Origin of the sequence: Streptomyces sp. NBC_01450 (genome assembly GCF_036227505.1) — a bacterium.
Taxonomy (GTDB): domain Bacteria; phylum Actinomycetota; class Actinomycetes; order Streptomycetales; family Streptomycetaceae; genus Streptomyces.
The window spans coordinates 2,205,428-2,226,679 of the sequence record NZ_CP109480.1 but is presented as its reverse complement, the minus strand read 5'-3'; the positions used below and the strand labels follow the sequence as shown (position 1 = coordinate 2,226,679).

The window sequence follows — 21,252 nt, the reverse complement described above, 5'->3', positions numbered from 1 at the left end:
GTGCTCAACTCCCTCGGTTGTCGCGCAGCGTGGCCAGGGCGAGCGTACTGACGGCGCACGTCGCCGCCGCGTAGTACGCGGGGATGTCCACGCTTCCGGTCCGTTTCATCGTCTCGGTGATGATGAGCCCGGCGCAGCCCGAGAACACGGCATTGGACAGGGCGTAGGCGAGTCCCAGGCCGGAATGGCGGACGCTCGTGGGAAACATCTCGGAGAGCATGGCGGGCCCCGGCCCCGCCATCAGCCCGACGACGGCACCCGCCCCGAACACGGCGGCGCCCTTCACCGCGTTCGAACTACCCGTGTCCTGAAGAAGGTTGAACAGCGGAACGGCCAGGACCACGACCAGGCCCGCGCCGGTGAGCAGCACGGGGCGCCGCCCGATCCGGTCGCTGAGCAGACCCGCCGGGACGATCGTGGCCGCGAAGCCGAGGTCGGCGAGGACCGTGGCGAGCAGCGCCTGGCGGAAGCCCGTGTGCAGGGCGCTCTGGAGGTACGAGGGGAGCACGACCAGGAAGGTGTATCCGGCCGCCGACCAGCCCATCACGCGCCCCGCGCCGAGGACGACGGCCCGGGCGACCTCGCGTCCGGGCGGGCGCTCCCACGATCTCTCGTGCTGGAAGACCGGCGTCTCGTCCAGCCGCAGCCGCAACCACAGCGCGACCAGCCCCAGCGGCAGTGTCAGCAGGAACGGCAGCCGCCAGCCCCAGTCGCCCAACTGCCCCTCGCTCAGCACCGTCGCCGACAGCGCCGCGACACCCGCACCGCCGAGCAGCCCCAGAGCCACGGTGAACGACTGCCACGACCCGTACAGCCCCCGCCTGCCCGGTGGCGCGAACTCCGTCATGACCGAGACCGCGCCCCCGAACTCCCCACCCGCGGACAGACCTTGGACCGCCCGGAGGAAGGTCAGCAGCCACGGCGCGAGGGCGCCGGCCGTGGCGTAGGTCGGCAGCGCGCCGATGAGCGTCGTGGCGGCCGTCATCAGCGAGATCACCAGGATCAGCACCGGACGGCGCCCGATCCGGTCGCCCAGCCGTCCGAACAGCGCGGCGCCCACCGGCCGGAAGAAGAACGCCAGCGCGAAGGACGCGTACGTCCGCACCAGCCCCTCGGCCTCGCTGCCGCCCTCAGGGGTGAAGAACCGCGCCGCGATCACGGTCGCGAAGTAGCCGTAGACCCCGAACTCGTACCACTCGATCAAGTTGCCGACCGAGCCCGCCAGCAAGGCCCCACGCCCCGGGCGCGGCGGATGGGCGGTGCGCGGGACGGAGTCGTCGACGCGGGCACTCATGGGTTTCTCCTGCTCGCTCATCCTTGGAAAATTAGCGCCATTTTCATCGCTTTTGACTGTCCGAAACTTTCACCACGGCCGGTCGGCGCCCCACCGCGTCGCCCGCGCGCACCTTCCGTCACCCGTCCCGGCAACAGGTGAGCCGACCCGCCTCCGCATCGGCTTCCGGACGGCTAGGCTCGACGTCTGTACGTCGTACGGGCGACCTGGGGAGGTAGCGGCATGCCGGAGGCACGGCCGGGACCGGCCGCCTCGTCCTCCCTGTGGGAGCGCGACACGGAGATCGCCGATGTCGTGGAGGCCGTCAAGGCCCTGCGCGCGGACTCCTCGTCCTCCGGCAGCCTGCTGGTGTTCAGCGGCGAGGCCGGCATCGGCAAGACCGCGCTGCTCGCCGAGGCGCGCCGGATCGCGGAGGCCCACGGCTGCACGGTGTGGTCGGCCCGCGGCGGCGAGACCGTCACCTCCGTTCCCTTCCACGTCATACGGCAACTCCTGCAGCCCGCCATCGTCTCGCTGATGCCCGAAGAGGCCCGCGAATACCTGGGCGACTGGTACGACATCGCGGGACCCGCGCTCGGCATCGCCGAACCGGGCGACCGTCAGGCCGACCCGCAGGGCGTGTGCGACGGACTGGTCGCGGCGGTACGACGGCTGGCCAAGCGCGAGTGGCCCCTCGTCCTGATCGTCGACGACGCGCACTGGGCCGACCAGGAGACCCTGCAGTGGCTGGCCGCGTTCGCCGAGCGCCTGGATGACCTGCCCGTCCTCGTCGTGGTCGCCCGCAGGCCGGGTGATGTCAGCGGCGAGCGCGCCCGCCAGCTCGAGGCCGTCGCCGCCGCGGCCCGCCCGGTCGTCACACTCAGCGCGCTGACCCCCGATGCCACCGCCGGACTGACCCGCGCCACGCTCGGGGAGCACGCGGACGCCCCGTTCTGCCGCGAGGTGTGGGCGGTCACCGGCGGCAACCCGTACGAGACCGTCGAACTCCTCGCCAAGGTGCAGGACAGCGAGCTGGAACCGGTCGAGAACGCGGCCGCCGAGCTGCGCGCCCTGAACCGCTCGGCACGCGGCCGTGGACTCGTCGCCCGCCTCGAAGGGCTCGGCATCGACGCCACCCGCTTCGCCTGGGCGGCCGCGATCCTCGGCACCGGCATCGGCCTCGACCTCGCCGCCCAACTCGCGGGGATGCAGCACGACGAGGCCGTGCGCTGCGCCGAACTGCTCGGCGCGGCCCGCATCCTCACCACGACCGGACCAGTGAGCCGTGAACTGAGCGGCGGCGGGGACCTGGAGTTCGTACACCCCCTCATCGCCAGTGCCGTCTACCGCTCGATCCCCGACGCGCTGCGCACCGCGATGCACGGCCAGGCCGCCTGGGCGGTCACCGAATCGGGGCGCGGAGCCGCTGCCGCCTCCCGCCACCTCCTCGAAGTGCATCCGGACGACGACCCCGAACTCGTCGACCAGATGCGCGAGGCCGCCCGCGAACACCTCGCCGTCGGCGCGCCCGACGCGGCCAGGCGCTGTCTGGAGCGCGCCCTCGCGGAACCCCCGCTTCCGGAGGTCCACGCGCGTGTGCTCTACGAACTGGGCTGCGCCACCCTCCTGACCGCTCCCGCCACCACGATCAACCATCTGCGCACCGCGCTCGACCAGTCCGGCCTCGACGGCGATCTGCGCGTGGACGCCGTCTTCCGCCTCTCCCAGGCCCTGGTCCACAACGACCAGCTGGACGAGGCCGTCCGCACGGTCGACACCGAGGCCGCCCGCCTCGACCCGGGCCCCGCCCGGATGCGACTGCAGGCCGTCCACTACATGTGGGAGGGCATCCACGCGGGCGAGAACCACGTCCCGGGACGCTCCAGGAGCCTCGCCGAACTCGTCAAGACCTGTACCGGACGCGACAACTCCGAGCGCGCCCTGCTGATACTGCGCGGCTTCGACGCGATGACCCGGGGCGAGAGCGCCGAGGAGGTCGTGGAACTCTGCGACCGCGCCCTCGTCAACGGCCGCCTCGCGCCCGGACTCGGCTGGACCGACACCGAGTGGGGCATCGAACTCCTCATGATGCTGGGCAGTTCGTACGCCTACGCGGACCGGCTCGACCGGGCCGAGAGCCTCTTCTCCGAGGCGCTGCGCTCGTACACGAGCGCCGGATGGAGCGGCGGCCACCTCGCCCTGGCACACGCCTTCCTCGGTCTCGCCCACCGCAGGCGGGGCCGCCTCAGGGACGCCGAGACCGCCCTGCGCGAGTCGCTGCGCATCGCCGAGCGGGTCGGGCGCGGGCTGCCCCTGTACTGGTCGGCCACCTGCGGCCTCGTCGACACGCTGCTGGCCCGCGGCGATGTCCAGGAGGCCTGGGCGATCGCCGAACAGTACGACTTCGCACCGCCGTACCCGTCCACCATCGTGCTGCCCGACACCCGTTCCGTACGCGGCCGGCTGCTGCTCGCCGTCGGCCGCGTCAAGGACGGCATCAACGAACTCGAGGCCGCCGAGAAGGCCGCCGTCGCGCGCGGCCACCACAACACGGTGATGGCGCCCTGGGCGGTCGACCTCGCCCGCGCGCTCGCCTCGGACGACCCGGCCCGCGCCGCCGCACTGGCCACCGACGCCCGCCGCCAGGCCGAGCACTTCGGCACGGACACGGCGATCGGCGAGGCCCTGCGCTGCGCGGCGGCCCTCGAATCGGGCCAGCGCGCGGTGCGCCTGGCCGCCCAGGCCGTCACCTACCTGGAGGCCTCGCCCTGCCAGTACGAACACGCGGCGGCCCGCGTCGAGTACGGCATCGCGGCGCGCTCGGTCTCGGAGCTGGGCAAGGGCCTGACGCTGGCGCGCTCGTGCGGGGCGGACGGACTGGTGGCGAGGGCGGAGGAGGTCCTGGCGACGGGGAGAGGGCTGAGGTAGTCGCCAGGCCGTGCGCGAGGACGAGGTGTCCGCGGCGGACGGGCAGGCTCAGCCTGCGGCACCGTCGTCGCCGTCCTCCTCGGCGAGCACCCGCTGAGCCGTCGCGAACGCCGAGTTCGCCGCCGGGACACCGCAGTACACGGCCGTCTGCAGCAGTACGGCGCCGATCTCCTCCGGCGTCAGCCCGCCTCGCCGCGCTGCCCGGACGTGCATGGCCAGCTCGTCGTAGTGACCGTGCGCGACCAGCGCGGTCAGGGTGATCATGCTGCGCTCGCGGCGTGAGAGCGTCGGGTCGGTCCAGATCTCGCCCCAGGCGTAGCGCGAGATGAAGTCCTGGAAGCGGGCGGTGAAGGGGGTCTGCCGGGCCTGCGCCCGATCCACGTGGGCATCGCCCAGCACCTCGCGGCGCACTTCCATGCCCCGCTTGGCGCCCCCGCCGAAGTGGGCCCGCAGCGCGGTCAGGACCGCCGCCGGACACTGGGCGGGCGCGAGGTGCGAGGCTCCCGGGAGCTCGACGAGCGTGGCGCTCGCCACCGCGTCCGCGATCTCCCGCAGATGGGCGGGCGGCGTCGCCGGGTCCTGGCGGCCCGCGATCAGCAGGGTGGGCGCGGAGATCTCGGGGAGCCGGTAGCGGAGGTCGAAGGAGGCGAGCGCGTCACAGCAGGCGGCGTACGCCGCCGGGTCCGCGTTCCGGTGGTCCTCGACCAACCGCGGCACGGTGAAACCGGCCGTGAACCAACGGGAGTTCGCGTTCTCGGCGAGCGCGGTCAGCCCCTCCCGGCGTACCAGCTCCGCACGCTCCTGCCACGGCTTGGAGCCGTTGAAGTGCGCCGAGGAGCAGATCACGGCGAGGGACGACACACGCTCCGGGTGGTGGACGGCGAGGTGCAGACCGACCGCGCCGCCGAGCGAGACGCCCGCATAGGCGAAGCGGTCGATGCCGAGCGAGTCGGCGAGGTCGAGGACCAGGGCGGCGAGGTCGCCGACGGTGGCGTCCGGTCCGATCAGGTCCGGCGCCGACCCCCCGTGCCCGGGCAGATCCCAGCGAACCACCCGGTGGGTGACGGACAGCTCGGGCGCGACCTGGTCCCACAGGGCGTAGGACGTACCGAGCGAGGGTCCCAGGAGCAGGGCGGAAGCGGTCCCGGGGCCTTCGACGAGGTGGTTGAGCAGTTTGCGGGTCACGTTCGCTCCAGAGCACGGTCGGTGAGGGCTCCCGCGGAGCCCGTGTAGCGGGTGGGGTCGGTGAGGTCCACGAGGTCGAGATCCTTGAGCTCCGGCTCCTCGCCGAGTACGTCCACGAGGGGCCGGTTCCCGGTGACGGCCCGCTCGGCGGCCCGGGTCAGCAACTCCTTGGCGCGGGCCCGCCCGAGCACCGGAGCGAGTTCGACGGCCAGGCGCTCGGAGACGATCAACCCATGGGTGAGACCGAGGTGTTCGCGCATGGCGTCCGCGTTCACCCGGAGTCCTTCGACCAGCTCGACGGCGTGGTGGGCGGTGCCTCCGACCAGCCGCAGCAGCTCGCGCAACGGCTCCCACTCGGCGTGCCAGGCACCGGCCGGCCGCTCGTCCTCGGCGACCATCGACGCGTAGAGCGTGGCGGCCAGCCCCGGCGCGCGCCGCGCGGAGGCGGCGATCACGGTCGCCGCCACCGGGTTGGCCTTGTGCGGCATGGCGGACGACCCGCCACCGCTCCCCTCCGAGACCTCGGCGATCTCCGTGCGGGAGAGGGTGAGCACGTCGGCCGCCATCTTGCCGAGGGCCCCGGCCGTGAAGGTCAGTCCACCGGCCAGGTCGGCGATCGGTGTCCGCAGGGTGTGCCAGGGCAACATCGGTTCCGCGAGCCCGAGTTCACCGGCGTACGCCGCCACGAGCGTGCCCGGATCCTCGGCGCCGAACGCCGTGAAGGCGGCCAACGTCCCGGCCGCGCCGCCCAGTTGGGCGGGGAGGCGGAGAACGTCGAGCCGGTCCCGCGCGTCCAGCACGAGCGACCGCCACCCCGCCGCCTTCAGCCCGAAGGTCGTCGGCACGGCATGCTGCGTGAGGGTCCGGCCCGGCATCAGCGTGTCCCGGTGCGCGGCGGCGAGCCGGCCCAGCGCTCGCGCCGTCCGCTCCAGGTCCGCCAGGACCAGGTCCAGCGTGCGGCGGGCGACCAGCATCAGCGCCGTGTCCAGGATGTCCTGGCTGGTCGCGCCCCGGTGGACATACGGCCCGTACTCCTCGCCGACCGCCGCCGTCAGATCCGCGACCAGCGGAATCACCGGATTGCCGCCGCCTCGGGAGCGCAGCGCGATCGACCGGACGTCGAGGTCCGCCGCGGCGACGGCGGACACCGCCGACGCCGCCGCGGCCGGGGCGAGCCCGAGTCCCGCCTGAGCACGGGCCAGCGCCGCCTCGGCATCGAGGAGCGCCCCCAGAAACGCGCCGTCCGAGGTCGCCGACGCCGCGGGGGAGCCCACCCACCCGGGGGCGAGCAGCCCGGTGTCCGCGTCGGACTCGGGACGGACCGGGCCGGCAGCTGTCACTGGAACTCCAGGAAGACCGTTTCGCCTTCGCCCTGAAGGCGGATGTCGAAACGGTACGTCCGGTTCGCGCTCTCGGCCGCGATCAGCGTGGCGCGCCGGTCGGCCGGGAGCGAGTCGAGCAGCGGGTCGGCACCGTCGGTGAGGTACGCGCGGGTGAAGAGGTGATGCACCAGACCGCGCGCGAACACACACACGCTGATATAGGGAAGCCCGGCATTGCCCGGCGGCAGGGTGCGCAGCGCGTACTGGCCGTCGGCGTCCGTGGCGACCCGGCCGAAGCCCGTGAAGTCGACGCCGTTACGGCCGAGGAAACCGCCCGTCGACGGGTCGCGGCGCATCGAACCCGGGGCACCGTTGAGGGAGCCGTCGGGCGCCGCCTGCCAGAAGTCCAGGAGGGCGTCCGGGATCACGTTGCCCGCGCCGTCGAATACGTACCCGTGCAGGGTGATCGCCTCGGAGTGCCCCTGCGGCGCGACCTCGCCGCCGCCGGGAAAGGGCAGCGCGTGGCCGTAGAAGGGGCCGATGGTGTGGGAGGGGGTGGGGAGCAGTCGCTCGCTCATGCGGGGCGGCCTTCCTCGATCCAGGTGGCGGAGGGACCGTCGAGGACGATGTCCCACTCGTACCCCATGGAGAACTCGGGCTGGGAGAGATCGTGCTGGTAGGTGGCTATCAGACGGTCGCGGGCCGCCTGGTCCGTCACGGACTGCAGGATCGGGTCGTAGCGGAACAGCGGGTCGCTCGGGAAGTACATCTGTGTGATCAGCCGCTGGGTGAACGCCGTGCCGAAGACCGAGAAGTGGATGTGCGCGGGCCGCCACGCGTTCATGTGGTTGCCCCACGGGTACGGGCCCGGCTTGATCGTGGTGAACCTGTACCGGCCCTGATCATCCGTCAGAGTCCGCCCGACACCGGTGAAGTTGGGGTCCAGCGGCGCCGGATGCTGCTCGCGCAGATGGGCGTACCGACCGGCGGCGTTGGCCTGCCAGATCTCGATGAGCTGACCGCGTACGGGACGTCTGTCGCGGTCGAGCAGCCGGCCCGAGACGGTCATGCGTTCGCCGATCGGCTCGCCCCGGTGCTGGATGGTCAGGTCGCTGTCGTGCTCGGTGATGTCGGTGACGCCGAACACCGGACCCGACAGCTCGACCGTCTCCGGGTCGCCGCCGTCGACGGCGACCAGCGGCTGCTTGGGGTGGCGCAGCAGGGAGCTGCGATACGGGGGGTAGTCGCGTGACGGGTGGTTTCGAACCGGCGCTCCGCCGGCGACCGCCTTGTCGTACGCGTCCCGGAGATCCTTGATCTCGACGTCGATGTCCGACTGAGTGAGGGCCATGGTCGACTTCCTATCGTTCGAGGACGAGGGCGAGGCTCTGGCCGACGCCGATGCAGAGGGTGGCGATGCCGACTCCGCCGCCCTTGCGGGCGAGTTGGTGGGCGACGGTGCCGGCGAGGCGGGCGCCGGAGGCGCCCAGGGGGTGGCCGAGGGCGATCGCGCCGCCCTGCGGGTTGAGGATCGCGGGGTCGAACTCGGGCCACTCGGCCACACACCCGAGGACCTGCGCGGCGAAGGCCTCGTTCAGCTCCAGGACGGACAGGTCGTCGAAACTCTTGCCCGCCTTGGCGAGGGCCCGGTTGACGGCCTCCACGGGGGCGAGGCCGAAGTACTGCGGGTCGATCGCGGAGACACCGGTGGCCGAGACGCGGGCCAGCGGCTCGCGGCCGGTGGCCTTGAGGCCTTCCTCGTCGGTGAGGAGGAGCGCGGCGGCGCCGTCGTTCAACGGTGACGCGTTGCCTGCGGTCACGGTGCCGTTCTCGGTGCGGAAGGACGGCTTCAGCCTGGCCATCGCGGCCAGAGAGGCGTCCGGGCGGACGGACTCGTCGGCGGCGAAGAGGACCGGGTCGCCCTTGCGCTGCGGGATGGGCACGGGGGCGAGCTCGGGCTCGAACAGGCCGTCGTTGTGTGCCTTCGCGGCCTTTTGGTGGCTGCTGAGGGCGAACTCGTCCTGCTGTTCGCGGCTGATCTTGTGCTTGTCGGCGATGAGTTCGGCGGACTCGCCGAGCGGGATGGTCCACTGGGGGTCCATCTTCGGGTTGACCATGCGCCAGCCGAGGGTGGTGGAGTACAGCTCGGTGTGTCCGGCGGGGAAGGGCCGGTCGTTCTTGGGCAGGACGTAGGGGGCGCGGGTCATCGACTCCACGCCGCCGGCCAGGGCGATGTGGGCGTCGCCGACCGCGATGGCGCGGGCGGCCTGGATGACGGCTTCGAGTCCGGAGGCGCACAGCCGGTTGACGCTCACCCCGGGTACGGAGGTGGGCAGACCGGCGAGCAGGGCCGCCATGCGGCCGACATTGCGGTTCTCCTCACCGGCGCCGTTGGCATTGCCGAAGTAGACGTCCTCGATCCGGGCGGGGTCCAGGTCCGGAGTACGGGCGAGGAGTTCGCGGATGGCGTGTGCGGCGAGGTCGTCCGGGCGGACGGAGGCCAGCGCCCCGTTGTAGCGGCCGATCGGGGTGCGGACCGCATCGACGACATAGACGTCCTTCACGGCTGGATCTCCTCCGGGATGCGGATCTTGGCTGCGGTCTTGGCGACGATCTCCCCGACCGTGACGCCGGGCGCGCACTCGACCAGTTCCAGTCCGTCGTCGGTGATGTCCAGGACACCGAGGTCGGTGATGATCCGGTTGACGCACGCCTTGCCGGTGAGCGGCAGCGCGCACTCCTGGAGGATCTTCGCCGCGCCGTCCTTGGCGGTGTGGGTCATGACGACGATGACGGTGCGCGCGCCGTGCACGAGGTCCATCGCACCGCCGATCCCGGTGATCATCTTCCCGGGGATGGCCCAGTTGGCCAGGTCACCGCCCGCGGAGACCTGCATGGCGCCGAGCACGGCCACATCGATGTGCCCGCCGCGGATCATCGAGAACGACAGTGCCGAGTCGAAGAAGGAGGCGCCCGGCAGGACCGTCACGGTCTCCTTGCCGGCGTTGATGAGGTCCGGATCGACCTGCTCCTCGGTGGGATACGGGCCGGTGCCCAGGATCCCGTTCTCCGACTCCAGGACCACCTCCACGCCGGGCGGCAGGTAGTTGGGGATCAGGGTCGGCAGTCCGATGCCGAGATTGACGTACTGCCCGTCCTGGAGTTCGCGGGCCGCACGGGCCGCCATCTCCTCACGCGTCCACGCCATCAGCTGCTCACCGTCCGCTGCTCGATCCGCTTGTCGGCGGCCTGCTCGGGGGTGAGAGCCACCACCCGCTGTACGAAGATGCCCGGCAGATGCACCGCGTCCGGATCGATCGCGCCGGGCTCGACCAGCTCCTCCACCTCGGCGATCGTCACCCGCCCGGCCATCGCGGCGAGGGGGTTGAAGTTCCGGGCCGACTTGTTGAAGACGAGGTTGCCGTGCCGGTCGCCCTTCGCGGCCCGCACCAGCGCGAAGTCGGTGCGGATCCCGCGCTCCAGCACGTACTCGGTGCCGTCGAAGTCGCGTACCTCCTTCGGCGGTGACGCGAGCGCGACCCCGCCGGAGCCGTCGTAGCGCCAGGGCAGCCCGCCGTCCGCGACCTGGGTGCCCACCCCCGCCGGGGTGTAGAACGCCGGGATCCCCGCGCCGCCCGCCCGCAACCGCTCCGCGAGCGTGCCCTGCGGGATCAGCTCCACCTCCAGCTCACCGGCCAGGTACTGCCGCGCGAACTCCTTGTTCGCCCCGATGTAGGAGCCGGTCACCCGCGCGATCCGCCCGGCGGACAGCAGCACCGCCAGACCCGACTCCATCGCCCCGCAGTTGTTGGACACCACGCCCAGACCGCCGACCCCGCGCTCGTACAGCGCCTCGATCAGTACGTTCGGCACACCGCTCAGCCCGAAACCACCGACCGCGAGGGTCGCGCCGTCCGGCACATCGGCCACCGCCTCCAGGGCCGTGGCGACCACCTTGTCCATCCGTGAAGCCCCATCTCTTCCAAGCGTCCAGACCCTCAATTACTCAGGGCACAATTAGTCAGGGCACTGATTATTTCTGCGAGGTTTCCCTCACGCTGCCACCAGCGGCCCGGGGCGTCAAGCCCTCCGGTGAGTCCGCAGATGGGCGGCCTGGAGCGGATGGGTACGCATTCCGGCGCTGCGCGGTATCGTTCAGTGCACAAACGAAATGACGAACTCATCCAGGGGGAGCGCACATGGCCGCGGTGGACCTCACCACCCACCCCGGGCACCTCGCCCGGCGACTCCAGCAGGCGCACTATCTGCTGTGGAACACGATGGTCTCCGAGGAGATCACCTCGCCGCAGTTCGCGGTGCTGAACGCGCTGGTCGCGGAGCCGGGACTGGATCAGCGCACGGTGGGGGAGCGGGTGGGCCTGGACCGGTCGACCATCGCCGAGGTCATCAGCCGGCTCAGTCGCCGAGGCCTGCTCGACAAGGTGCGCGATCCGCAGGACGGCCGCCGCTTCCTGCTGCGCCTCACCGACGAGGGGATGCGTACGCACCGCAAGCTGACCGTGCGCACGGCGCGGATGAACCAGGTCTTCCTGGCCCCGCTCTCCGCCGAGGAGCAGACCGTCTTCTTCGACCTCATCCAGCGTGTCTCGGACGCCGCGGAGGGGCTGCGCAACCCGACGGAACCTCTCACCACGCAACGCCAGGCGTCCCTTCGGGAGACGACGCCAGGTGAAAACATCTGACAGATCACGGTCAGGAGCGCTAGGCTCCGCGCGATGATGACTCACTCTGTCGGCAGAATGGGGGTCCCGTCCGCGCAAGGTGAGTGCTGATGCTCACTCAGACCGCGAATGGGGATTCCCGCCTTTCCTTCTGGCTGCCCGTGCGAGAGTTCGCCGTGCCGCCCTCCATGATCGAGACTGCGACCGCCCGCCGCCTTGCCGGGGACTGGGCGGGGGCGTGCGCCGCCGCAGGCATCGACGTCGATCTCAACCTGCGTTCCGTGGCGCGTACTTACGGCCACGACCTCGCCGCTCGAGTCCGGGCCGATCTGCGCCAGCTGGCTCCCGACCTGTTGCGCTGGCACATGCCGAGGATCGCTCCGCACGGGCTGCTGCGCCCGGGGCTGACCATCGCCCTGGCTCGGTACGACGCCCAAGGGCGTGACGACGTAGGCCCGGTGCACCTCGTGGTCCGCACTCCTCCGGCCTGGGCGGACGGCGGCCAGCGGATCAGCCTCGCCCTGTGGGCCGGACCGCGCGACGGACCCCGCGACCGCTTTCACGACCCGTCCCCCTTCGGGGCCGGCGTCCGCGGGTATCCGCACCCCCGTCCCAGCCGTCGGTTCCGCCTCGACCTGCACCGCCATCTGTGGGACGCGCGCAGGACCGATGAGCTGCGGCCGCGGTCCGGGGGCGACTGGCTGCCCGTTGACGGCCGCCCCGAGCATGCGGATCCGCTGGGGATCGTGCCGCGGGGGCGCGGGTGTGCCGTTGACCGGTGGGCGGCCGAGGCGGGGATTCTGCTCCGCGCCGAGGGACGGACGACCGGTACCGTCGCCGTGCGGCTCGGGGCCCGGGACCGGCTGGTCCTGGACGTGGTCGTGGACAGGGACGGCGTCGGGCCACCGGGTGTGCGGATCGCGCCGGCGCCCACGGACGGCAGCGTCTCCGCGCTGCCCGTCCTGCCCGACGCGGCCACCTGGCGGCTGCCCGACCTGGAACTGATCCGCACCGGTTCGATCGAGGTCGATCGGCTGCATCCGCTGGTCGCCTCGGCGCTGGTGCCGGATCATTCGCCGACCACTTCCTCCCGGGGGCCGGAGCATGTCCCGACCGGTGCCTCCCGGACACCGGACCGGATCGGGCAGGCGCACCTCGTGGAATGCCGGGGAGCCCAGCACCGTATCGGCCTGGTCGACGGGGTACTGGCGCCGCTGGACCACGACCCGGCCGAGATCCACCGGGAGGAACTGCTGGTCGCACTGACCGGTACGCCGCTTCCCTGCCTGCGGGCCATCGATGAGGCCCACCGGCGTCCGGACTGCCTCACCGGTGTCCGCGAACGGCTGATCCACGGGGACACCGCCGGTGCGCTGGACGTCGTCGAGGGTCTGCTGGGCCCCGACGCGGTGCTGCGCGGCGGCCCTCTACGGGACGAACTGCAAGCGGCCGCGCTGCGGCGGATCACCTACGGACTGTTCAGGGCGGGCATGACCGGCCCAGGCCCACGATCCGGCCGACTGCGCCCAGGTACCGACCGCCCCCGAGAGCACCGCTCGCACCCGCGCCACACGACCGGCCGCTGACCCGGGGCCCTCCGACCCCCGCGCCCGCCCGGCCGTCATGCACCCATCAAGTACCCCTCAAACACCCACCAAGCCCTCACCCACTCGTTCCGCCACGACCCAAAGGTGATGAAACATGCCCACATGTACTCCGTTCGCCGTGACCGACACCCCTTCCGACCCGGCCCACGCCTCTCAGATGGACGTCGCCGGCGCGTTGCTGGCGCTGCTGCGTGACGCCACCACCGAACCGCGCCCCGACATCCAACTGGAGGCACTGACACTGGCCGTGGCCGCCGACCTGCCCGTGCTGCTGTGGGGTGAGCCGGGGATCGGCAAGACCGCGGCCCTGACACAGCTCGCCGCGGCCCTGGACCTTCCGCTGACCACCGTCATCGCCAGCGTGCACGAGCCGTCCGACTTCTCGGGACTGCCCATTGTCGGAGACGATCCCGCGCAGCAGGGCGTCCCGATGGCTCCGCCGGACTGGGCCGTGCGACTGGTACGGGCGGGCCGGGGGCTGCTGTTCCTGGACGAGCTGTCCACCGCGCCACCGGCCGTCCAGGCCGCCCTGCTCCGCCTCGTCCTGGAGCGGCGCATCGGCGCCCTGCGGCTGCCGCCCGAGGTCCGGATCGTGGCTGCCGCCAATCCGCGGTCCTCGGCCGCCGACGGCTGGGAGCTGAGCCCGCCGCTCGCCAACCGGTTCGTCCATCTTCAGTGGACCCACGACCACGAGGTCGTGGTACGCGGCCTGGGCGGGACCTGGCCGCGGGCGACACTGCCCCGGCTCGACCCGGAGCGGTTGCCACAGGCCGTGGACTTCGCCCGCCGCGCGGTGTGCGGGCTGCTCTCCGCCCGCCCTGGGCTCGTGCACCGGCTGCCCAGCAACGAGACGCGCCGGGGCGGCCCCTGGCCGTCGCCCCGAAGCTGGGAGATGACCCTGGGCCTGATCGCCTTCGCCACCGCGGCCGGCTCCTCCCGGGAAGTACTCTCCCTGCTGGTCAGGGGCACAGTGGGGGACGGTCCTGGGCTGGAACTGCTGGCAAGCCTGGACCGGATGGACCTCCCGGACCCCGAGACGCTGCTCGCCGACCCGGCGGGTGCCGACCTGCCCGAGCGCGGGGACCTCCGCCAAGCCGTGCTCGACGGTGTGGTGGCCGCGGTCCGCGGGCGCCCGGAGAAGTCCCGCTGGGACGCGGCATGGGCGCTCCTGGTGCGGGCGCTGGAGACCGGAGCCCCGGACCTGGTGGTCGTCCCCGCGACCACACTCGCCTCGCTGCGCCAGGAGGACTGGGACGTTCCGGCGGCGATCGAGCGACTCGCCGGAGCGGTGTCCCTGTCCCGGCGGGCGGACCAGGCGGCGGCTCGGACCGCGGCCGCGGTGAAGGCCGGCCGATGACGGCGCCTGCGTCCGCACCGAAGACGCTGGACCTCGACAAGCTCTTCGCCGCCCGACTGCACGCCGCCCGGGTCCGGCCCTACCTGGCCACGGCGCTGTTCGCCCTGCACACCGTGGAGTCGCGGCGCGTACCGACGATGGCCGTCGACCGGCACTGGCGCTGCTACGTCTCGCCGGCGTTCGTGGACCGGACGCCGGTGGAGGAACTGGCCGGGGTGTGGGTGCACGAGGTGTCGCACCTTCTGCGTGACCATCACGGGCGCGGGGACAGGGTCGCGCGGGAGCGCGGACTGACCGGCCCGGGGGAACGGCTGCGGATGAACATCGCCGCGGACTGCGAGATCAACGACGACGCGTTCGGCGACGGGCTGCTCCGGCCCGAAGGCGTCGTCACGCCAGAGTTCTTGAAGCTGCCGGAGGGACAGCTCATGGAGGACTACCTGCGCCTGTTCAGCCTCGGGGCGCTCACCCAGAGCCTGGCCTGGCTGGACTGCGGAAGCGGCGCCGACGGACTCGAACGCGAGTGGGACCTCGGCCCGGACGGCGCGCACGGCCTCAGCCCGCAGGAGCGGGACGCGGTCCGGTTCCGGGTGGCGCAGGGCATCACGGCCCGTCCGGGGGACACTCCGAACGGGTGGCGGCGGTGGGCGGAGGACGCGTTCCACCCGCCGCAGCCGTGGCGCGAGTTGCTGGGCGCGGCGGTCCGCTCGGCCGCCTCGGCCTCCGGCGTGGGGGAGGACTACACGTACGGCCGGCCGTCGCGGCGCTCGGCCGGGGTGCCCGGCGCCGTGCTGCCGAGCCTGCGGCGCAGGCCGCCGCGGGTCTGCGTGGTCATCGACACCTCCGGGTCGGTCAGTGACGCTGAACTGGGCAGCGCACTGCTCGAGGTCACCGCCATCTCCCGCGCCGTGGGCGGCCGCCGCGACCTGGTCACCGTGGTGCCCTGCGACGCGGCGGCCCCCATCGCGCACCCGCTGTGCCGTGCCGAGGGGATACCGCTGATGGGCGGTGGGGGTACGGATCTGCGCACGGGCTTCGCCAAGGCGCTCCGAGCGCAGCCCCGACCGGACGTCGTCGTGGTCCTGACGGACGGGCAGACGCCCTGGCCCGACCGACCACCGTGCCGGACGGTGGTCGGTCTGTTCCTCCGGGAGCGGGCGGCCGGGGCGCAGGACGAGGACGACCCCGACTACGTACCGGACTCGCCGCCCGCGTGGGCACGAGTGGTGGTCATCGGGTAGTCCCCGCCGCCCGATGAGCCCGACAGCTCCCGTTCGCCCGCCGCCGTCATGGCCTCGTCGTCACGGCTCCGTCGTCACGGTCACGTCGTCATGCCTTGGCGAAGACCACCCACACCTGTCCCTTCGCGAAGTTCATCGGCGAACCGTCGGCGGTCGTGAAGTCCGTGCCGTCGGTGGCGGTCGGGCGCTTCCAGTCGACGTCGAAGACCTTGCCGTCGCGCAGTACCTTCGCCGTCCCCGAGCCCACCGTCTCCGTGTACGGCGTGTTGTTGCCGAGGACGTCGTGGTACTTGGAGTCGCGCACCTTCACGTACTGCACGACGACGGTCGCGGGCGCCACCTGTTTCCCGTCCGTCGTCACCGTCGGCGTCCCGTCCATCGACACCAGCCAGCGGTGCTTGCTCGCCGACCAGGCGAAGGTGAAGCGGGCCGCGGGGAAGCGCACCGTGCGGGAGGTCTCCGGGCTGCCGCCCGCCGGGGCGGCACCGAAGTGGAACCCGGTGGTGAGGGCGGCGGCCCCCGGCGCGGAGCGCATGAGCTGCTTCGGGTGCAGAAAGAGGTTGTGGGGGGCGACCTTGGAGGCACTGCGGTAGTACGCGCTGGAGCCCTGATCGGCCGACACCGCGTGCAGGGGTGCCTTGTCGATGACCGGCAGCAGCTTGTGCTGGGCACCCGAGAAGGCGAGCGTCGGCTCGTCGAACTGGCGCAGCAGCTCCAGGTCCGACTCGCGCGCACTGCGCACCGGCCCGACGGCCTTGGGCAGCTCGCTCGCGTAGATGGCCATCAGTCGGCTCAGACCGCCCTCGACCTGCTCCGCGTAGACGACGTCCGCCGCGTCGAGACCCGTCTGAGGGCGCGCCGCACCCACGTTGTCGATCTTCACGGCAAGCACGGGACCGGCGTGGGCGGTACTGGAGGGGCTCTGGGTCGGACCCGTCTCCTTCACTTGGCCGCGGCTCGGCGCCGGGGGGCGTCCGTCGTCGCCGGCGCTCCTGCCCGAGGAGCAGCCCGTCATCAGAGAGCCCGCCGCGGCGACGGTCAGCAGCGCCGCCGTCATCGCGCCGCACCGCGTTCGCGCCATCTGTCGCATACTCAACGTGCCACCCTGTTCCGTGCCATCGATTGTGCGCTCATAGGTTCATCGGTGGCCATACCCGCCCACTTCTGTTCGCGCGCGTCCAGTTGGGCCGATCAGCCCACTTATTGGATCGATCGGACCGCGGGTCGGTTGTGCGGGTGACGGTGTCAGTTCTGCGGGCCGAGGATCTCCGCGAGGTCGTACCCGACGGGCTCGTCCAACTGGCTGTACGTACAGCTCTCCGCGGTCCGGTCCGGGCGCCAGCGCCGGAAGCGGGCCGTGTGACGGAACCGCACGCCGTTCTCCATGTGGTCGTACGCCACCTCCGCCACCCGCTCGGGCCGCAGGGGTACCCAGGAGAAGTCCTTCTTCGTCGACCACCGGCTGGGCGCTCCCGGCAGCCGCGCGGACTCGTGCGCCGACTCCTGCGACCAGGCCGCCCAGGGATGCCGCCCGACGTCCTCCAGGCGCAGCGGCTCCAACTCCTCCACCAGCTCCGCCCGCCGCTTCATCGGGAAGGCCGCGCTCACCCCCACGTGCTGGAGGGTGCCCCCGTCGTCGTACAGACCGAGCAGCAGGGAACCTACGACGGGCCCGCTCTTGTGGAGGCGGTACCCCGCGACGACGACGTCCGCGGTGCGCTCGTGCTTGATCTTGAACATGGCCCGTTCGTCCTGCCGGTAGCGCAGGTTGAGCGGCTTGGCGATGACCCCGTCGAGGCCGGCGCCCTCGTACTGCTCGAACCACCGCTCCGCCACCTCGCGGTCCGTGGTCGCCGGTGCCAGGTGAACCGGAGCCGTCACCTCGGACAGTGCCATCGTCAGCAGGGCGCGCCGGTCGCCGAGGGATACGTCGAGCAGCGACTCGTCGGCCAGCGCCAGCAGATCGAAGGCCACGAAGGAGGCGGGAGTCTTCTCCGCCAGCATCCGCACCCGGGAGTCCGCGGGGTGGATGCGCTCGGTGAGCGCGTCGAAGTCGAGCCGGCCCTCCCTGGCGATCACGATCTCGCCGTCCATCACACAGCGCTCCGGCAGCCGCTCCCGCAACGCCTCCACCAGCTCGGGGAAGTACCTGGTCAGCGTCTTGCCGGTACGACTGCCGAGCTCGACCTCGTCGCCGTCGCGGAACACGATCGCGCGGAACCCGTCCCACTTCGCCTCGTACTGCATGTCCGGCGGGATCTTCGCCACGGACTTGGCGAGCATCGGCTTCACGGGCGGCATCACCGGCAGATCCATGCTTCGATTCTGCGGCGACACGATGCCTTTCGCCCGGTGTGCGAGCTGTGCGCGCTGCGCCTACCGTGGCTCGCATGGCCGATGCGGTGGAACTCGACGCAGCCGGGAGGACCGTACGTCTGTCCAGCCCGGGCAAGATCTTCTTTCCGGAGCGCGGCTTCACGAAGCTGGACCTCGCCCAGTACTACCTGTCCGTCGGCGAGGGCGTCCTCCGTGCCCTGCGCAACCGCCCCACCACCCTGGAGCGGTACCCGGAGGGCGTCACGGGCGAGAGTTTCTTCCAGAAGCGGGCGCCCAAGAACATGCCCGACTGGATCCCGACCGCGCACATCACCTTCCCCAGCGGGCGCACGGCCGACGAGATGTGCCCCACCGAGGTCGCGGCCGTGCTGTGGGCCGCGCAGTTCGGCACCCTCACCTTCCACCCGTGGCCGGTGCGCCGCGACGACGTCGACCACCCCGACGAACTCCGCATCGACCTCGACCCACAGCCCGGCACGGACTACGCCGACGCGGTGCGCGCCGCCCATGAGCTGCGCGAGGTCCTGCACGAGTACGGCGATCTGCGCGGCTGGCCCAAGACCTCCGGCGGACGCGGGCTGCACGTCTTCGTCCCGATCGCGCCGCGCTGGACCTTCACCCAGGTCCGCCGGGCCGCGATCGCCGCCGGGCGCGAACTCGAACGCCGGATGCCCGACCAGGTGACCACCGCCTGGTGGAAGGAGGAACGCGGCGAGAAGATCTTCGTCGATTACAACCAGGCCGCGAGGGACCGCACGATCGCCTCCGCCTATTCGGTACGGCCCAGCCCGCACGCCCCCGTCTCCGCGCCCCTGCGCTGGGACGAGGTGGGCGAAGCACACCCCCGGGACTTCGACCTGGTGACCATGCCCAAGCGCTTCGCCGAACTCGGCGATGTGCACGCGGACATGGACGACCACGCCTTCTCGCTCGAAGCGCTCCTGGAGCTGGCCAGCCGCGACGAACACGACCACGGCCTCGGGGACCTGCCGTATCCCCCCGAGTACCCGAAGATGCCGGGCGAGCCCAAACGGGTACAGCCGAGCCGAGCCAAGCGCGAGGACGGCTAGGGCACGGCCAGGGCCTGTCCGCCGGATCGTCACCCGCCTCGGGGGCGGTCGGTGGCTGGGCGTGGTGGCGCCGTGTCACCCGTCGAGCGTCGCCACCAGCCGGCGACAGTCCCTCAGCAGGGCCTCGTCGGAGGAGACGTCGTAGCGCATGTTCCCTTGGGTGTTGTCGTTGCGGTGGCGGCGCGGTGATGCCAACTCCCGGCGTATGAGGGGCAGTGCCGGTGCCGCGGCCGGACCCATCTCGACCAGGCAGGCCGCCGTTTCCGGGCGGCCGGCAGGGGTCGCCGTCCATGCCTCGATCAACACCGGTAGCACTTCGTCGGCGTCGCCGGTCACTCTCCACAGGGCGACGGCCGCAGGGGCACCGCCGGCATCGGCTGTCATCAGCTTCCGCAAGCGCGGCGCCAGCGGGGCAGCCGCCGGGCCGAGCGCGGCAATGATCCGCAGCGCCGCGGACCTCCCGGACCACCAGTCCAGGTCGAGTCCCTCGCGTATGACGGGCAGCACGGGTCCGGATTCGCCGCTCACCGCCCAGAGCGCCTCCGCCGCGTCCAGCCGGGCGTCGGCCGAGAGGGCGGCGTCGGTCACCAACTCCCGTATGCGCGGAATCGCTCCGTCAGCCGACCGTCCGTACCGCGCGAGAACACGTAGAGCTCGCCAGTGTGTGGTGCGGCCCGACTCCTCTTCCAGCATTCCGAGGAAGAGCGGCAACGCCTCGGGCGGCGCGAGCACACGCAGCGCGTCGATCAGACGGTCCTTCTCACGGCTCCACTCACCGGGCGGCAGAGCGGACAGCCTGCGGTGCAGCACCGGCCCCAGTGCTGCCGCCGTGTCGGAACCGATCGCCTCGATCCATCCGGCCAGATACTCCGGGACGTCGCCGCCCTCCTCCAGCACCTCGACCAGCGCCGGGACGGCCCGCGCATCCCCCTGCCGGGCCAGTGCCTCGAGCGTCCTGCCGAAGAGCGTCCACTGCCACCCCACGGGCTCCCACTCGTCGGCCCACACCTCTGCGCACGCCGCGAGCATGTCCCCGACGACCTGGGCGATCGGCGCCACGTACCCCAGCTCGCTCAGCGCGCTCTTCGAGAGGCGGTCGTCCTCCTCGATGACCTGGCGCGCGAGCAGGAACACCGGAAGATCGTTCGGCGCGCGCCAGCCCGTCAGCAGCATTCCGCCCATCCGGACGGCCGCCATGCGCTGGCCCCAGTCCTGGCTGCACAACTGCTTGTTGAGCAGCTCGAAGCGTGGCTCCGTGCGGTCGCCGAGTGCCCGGTGCAGGTCCTCCAGGAGATCGTCGGCGACATCGGCGTCGATGCTCTCGCGATGCCCGGCCTCCAGCTCCCGCAGATACGACACCATCGTGTCCGTACGCGGCCGCTCCGGCTCCGCCTCCGTTTCCGCGTCCCCGTCGGGGCCGTGCTTGGCCTCGCAGGCCAGCCGCATCACCTCCAACGCCAGCTCCGTGGTGTTCCGCGGCAGCGAGTCCGGTGCGCAGAGCGCCAGTTGGGCCAAGGCGGTCATGCGCAGCTCGGGATCGGACGTGCGGTCCACGAGGTCCCGCAGCACGCGTCCCGCCTCGGCGCCGAGCGTCCTCGCGTGATCGACGGACAGTCTGCCGAGCGCGCGAGCCAGGCAGCGTGCGGCCTCGGGGTCCTCCTCGACGGGCAGCCGCCCGCGCAGCGCCGCGAACACCCGCACCGGGTCGGAGTGCAGATGCGCCAGCGCGCCCGGAAGCGCCGCACGCAACCGCGGATCGGGGTCGTCCAGCAGTTCGAGGAAGAAACCGGCGCGCCCGCGGATCAGCTCCGACGCCTCGATGAAGGGCCGGATCCACGCGGCGTCCTCCTCCTCGTCCTCGAAGACGCCGCCCAACTCCTGCGGGTCCGGCTCCTTCTCTCCCGCGATGCTGCGCAGCAGTCCGACGATCGAGCCCCGGTCGGCCACCGTCGGTGTGGCGACCAGCTCGAAGAGGAACGGCACGCACGCGACCGTGCTGTCGTACACATCCCCCTGGTGGTGCACCGCCCCGTACATCCCGTCCAGTGCGATGTCCCGCCGGGCAGGGTCGTCCGAGGCGAGACCCCACAGCAGCTCCGGGACGTCCGTCGCCGAGTCCGTATAGGCGTGTCCCATCGACGCCCAGTCGACATCCTCGATCCCCGTGAACACATGAACCTCCCCCGTGGGCAGTGGCGTACGGCTGCCACTGATCACAGCATGCCGCACGCCACTGACAACGGGTCCCGC

Annotated in this window: 17 protein-coding genes; 6 read left to right on the top strand and 11 right to left on the bottom strand. The window is 72.0% G+C overall.

The features are described from left to right. Positions 1-4: 4 nt before the first annotated feature. Positions 5-1,294, bottom strand: coding sequence for an MFS transporter (locus tag OG568_RS10275; RefSeq protein WP_329531207.1), 1,290 nt, complete (start codon positions 1,292-1,294; stop codon positions 5-7). 222 nt (positions 1,295-1,516) lie between these two features. Here OG568_RS10275 and OG568_RS10270 point away from each other — a divergent pair, with 222 nt between their 5' ends. Next, positions 1,517-4,201, top strand: a complete 2,685-nt coding sequence (locus tag OG568_RS10270) for an ATP-binding protein (protein WP_329531206.1) — start codon at positions 1,517-1,519, stop codon at positions 4,199-4,201. A 48-nt stretch (positions 4,202-4,249) separates the two neighbouring features. On the opposite strand, the gene pcaDC is transcribed toward OG568_RS10270, so the two are convergent. The 7 genes from pcaDC to OG568_RS10235 are packed head-to-tail and all read right to left on the bottom strand — an operon-like array spanning position 4,250 to position 10,671. Then, on the bottom strand, positions 4,250-5,386 hold the full coding sequence (gene pcaDC, locus OG568_RS10265; RefSeq protein ID WP_329531205.1) for a bifunctional 3-oxoadipate enol-lactonase/4-carboxymuconolactone decarboxylase PcaDC: 1,137 nt from the start codon (positions 5,384-5,386) through the stop codon (positions 4,250-4,252). After that, positions 5,383-6,726 carry a 3-carboxy-cis,cis-muconate cycloisomerase gene (gene pcaB / locus OG568_RS10260; protein WP_329531204.1) on the bottom strand — a complete coding sequence of 448 codons (1,344 nt, stop codon included), beginning with the start codon at positions 6,724-6,726 and terminating at the stop codon, positions 5,383-5,385. Before pcaB ends, pcaDC begins: the two co-directional genes overlap by 4 nt. After that, complete coding sequence (gene pcaG / locus OG568_RS10255; protein WP_329531203.1) at positions 6,723-7,286, bottom strand: protocatechuate 3,4-dioxygenase subunit alpha; 564 nt, start codon at positions 7,284-7,286, stop codon at positions 6,723-6,725. Before pcaG ends, pcaB begins: the two co-directional genes overlap by 4 nt. Continuing rightward, positions 7,283-8,059 carry a protocatechuate 3,4-dioxygenase subunit beta gene (gene pcaH, locus OG568_RS10250; protein ID WP_329531202.1) on the bottom strand — a complete coding sequence of 259 codons (777 nt, stop codon included), beginning with the start codon at positions 8,057-8,059 and terminating at the stop codon, positions 7,283-7,285. Before pcaH ends, pcaG begins: the two co-directional genes overlap by 4 nt. Before the next feature lie 10 nt (positions 8,060-8,069). Then, positions 8,070-9,272, bottom strand: coding sequence for a thiolase family protein (locus OG568_RS10245; protein ID WP_329531201.1), 1,203 nt, complete (start codon positions 9,270-9,272; stop codon positions 8,070-8,072). Continuing rightward, positions 9,269-9,916, bottom strand: a complete 648-nt coding sequence (locus OG568_RS10240) for a CoA transferase subunit B (protein ID WP_329531200.1) — start codon at positions 9,914-9,916, stop codon at positions 9,269-9,271. The genes OG568_RS10245 and OG568_RS10240 overlap by 4 nt, the downstream gene beginning before the upstream one ends. Next, positions 9,916-10,671: a CoA transferase subunit A gene (locus OG568_RS10235; RefSeq protein WP_329531199.1), complete on the bottom strand. Its 756-nt coding sequence runs from the start codon at positions 10,669-10,671 to the stop codon at positions 9,916-9,918. The genes OG568_RS10240 and OG568_RS10235 overlap by 1 nt, the downstream gene beginning before the upstream one ends. A gap of 236 nt (positions 10,672-10,907) precedes the next feature. Between OG568_RS10235 and OG568_RS10230 the strand changes: the two genes are divergently transcribed. The 4 genes from OG568_RS10230 (at position 10,908) to OG568_RS10215 (ending at position 15,595) form a co-directional block, all read left to right on the top strand. Then, positions 10,908-11,411, top strand: coding sequence for a MarR family winged helix-turn-helix transcriptional regulator (locus tag OG568_RS10230; RefSeq protein ID WP_266588289.1), 504 nt, complete (start codon positions 10,908-10,910; stop codon positions 11,409-11,411). An 89-nt stretch (positions 11,412-11,500) separates the two neighbouring features. Then, positions 11,501-12,976, top strand: a complete 1,476-nt coding sequence (locus OG568_RS10225; protein WP_329531198.1) for a hypothetical protein — start codon at positions 11,501-11,503, stop codon at positions 12,974-12,976. A gap of 115 nt (positions 12,977-13,091) precedes the next feature. Further along, the gene (locus tag OG568_RS10220) at positions 13,092-14,354 is read left to right on the top strand and encodes an AAA family ATPase (protein ID WP_329531197.1); all 1,263 of its coding nucleotides are present in this window, start codon (positions 13,092-13,094) and stop codon (positions 14,352-14,354) included. Further along, positions 14,351-15,595 (top strand): vWA domain-containing protein, encoded by a 1,245-nt coding sequence (locus tag OG568_RS10215; protein WP_329531196.1) that lies wholly within the window; start codon positions 14,351-14,353, stop codon positions 15,593-15,595. The genes OG568_RS10220 and OG568_RS10215 overlap by 4 nt, the downstream gene beginning before the upstream one ends. 88 nt (positions 15,596-15,683) lie before the next feature. On the opposite strand, the gene OG568_RS10210 is transcribed toward OG568_RS10215, so the two are convergent. Then, positions 15,684-16,685, bottom strand: a complete 1,002-nt coding sequence (locus OG568_RS10210) for a DUF3048 domain-containing protein (protein ID WP_385079202.1) — start codon at positions 16,683-16,685, stop codon at positions 15,684-15,686. Between the two features lie 155 nt (positions 16,686-16,840). Next, complete coding sequence (locus OG568_RS10205; RefSeq protein WP_266631962.1) at positions 16,841-17,911, bottom strand: ATP-dependent DNA ligase; 1,071 nt, start codon at positions 17,909-17,911, stop codon at positions 16,841-16,843. Positions 17,912-17,985: 74 nt separating this feature from the next. On the opposite strand from OG568_RS10205, the gene ligD reads away from it, so the two are divergent. Continuing rightward, on the top strand, positions 17,986-19,002 hold the full coding sequence (gene ligD, locus OG568_RS10200; RefSeq protein WP_329531195.1) for a non-homologous end-joining DNA ligase: 1,017 nt from the start codon (positions 17,986-17,988) through the stop codon (positions 19,000-19,002). 75 nt (positions 19,003-19,077) lie between these two features. On the opposite strand, the gene OG568_RS10195 is transcribed toward ligD, so the two are convergent. Next, positions 19,078-21,174 (bottom strand): HEAT repeat domain-containing protein, encoded by a 2,097-nt coding sequence (locus tag OG568_RS10195; protein WP_329531194.1) that lies wholly within the window; start codon positions 21,172-21,174, stop codon positions 19,078-19,080. Positions 21,175-21,252 lie beyond the last annotated feature (78 nt).

What these genes read in the sequence shown, in the direction of transcription:
- OG568_RS10275 (WP_329531207.1), bottom strand. Translation starts at nt 1,294, where the DNA reads ATGAGTGCCCGCGTCGACGACTCCGTCCCGCGCACCGCCCATCCGCCG.
- OG568_RS10270 (WP_329531206.1), top strand. Translation starts at nt 1,517, where the DNA reads ATGCCGGAGGCACGGCCGGGACCGGCCGCCTCGTCCTCCCTGTGGGAG.
- pcaG (WP_329531203.1), bottom strand. Translation starts at nt 7,286, where the DNA reads ATGAGCGAGCGACTGCTCCCCACCCCCTCCCACACCATCGGCCCCTTC.
- pcaH (WP_329531202.1), bottom strand. Translation starts at nt 8,059, where the DNA reads ATGGCCCTCACTCAGTCGGACATCGACGTCGAGATCAAGGATCTCCGG.
- OG568_RS10240 (WP_329531200.1), bottom strand. Translation starts at nt 9,916, where the DNA reads ATGGCGTGGACGCGTGAGGAGATGGCGGCCCGTGCGGCCCGCGAACTC.
- OG568_RS10235 (WP_329531199.1), bottom strand. Translation starts at nt 10,671, where the DNA reads ATGGACAAGGTGGTCGCCACGGCCCTGGAGGCGGTGGCCGATGTGCCG.
- OG568_RS10230 (WP_266588289.1), top strand. Translation starts at nt 10,908, where the DNA reads ATGGCCGCGGTGGACCTCACCACCCACCCCGGGCACCTCGCCCGGCGA.
- OG568_RS10225 (WP_329531198.1), top strand. Translation starts at nt 11,501, where the DNA reads ATGCTCACTCAGACCGCGAATGGGGATTCCCGCCTTTCCTTCTGGCTG.
- OG568_RS10220 (WP_329531197.1), top strand. Translation starts at nt 13,092, where the DNA reads ATGCCCACATGTACTCCGTTCGCCGTGACCGACACCCCTTCCGACCCG.
- OG568_RS10215 (WP_329531196.1), top strand. Translation starts at nt 14,351, where the DNA reads ATGACGGCGCCTGCGTCCGCACCGAAGACGCTGGACCTCGACAAGCTC.
- OG568_RS10210 (WP_385079202.1), bottom strand. Translation starts at nt 16,685, where the DNA reads ATGCGACAGATGGCGCGAACGCGGTGCGGCGCGATGACGGCGGCGCTG.
- OG568_RS10205 (WP_266631962.1), bottom strand. Translation starts at nt 17,911, where the DNA reads ATGGATCTGCCGGTGATGCCGCCCGTGAAGCCGATGCTCGCCAAGTCC.
- ligD (WP_329531195.1), top strand. Translation starts at nt 17,986, where the DNA reads ATGGCCGATGCGGTGGAACTCGACGCAGCCGGGAGGACCGTACGTCTG.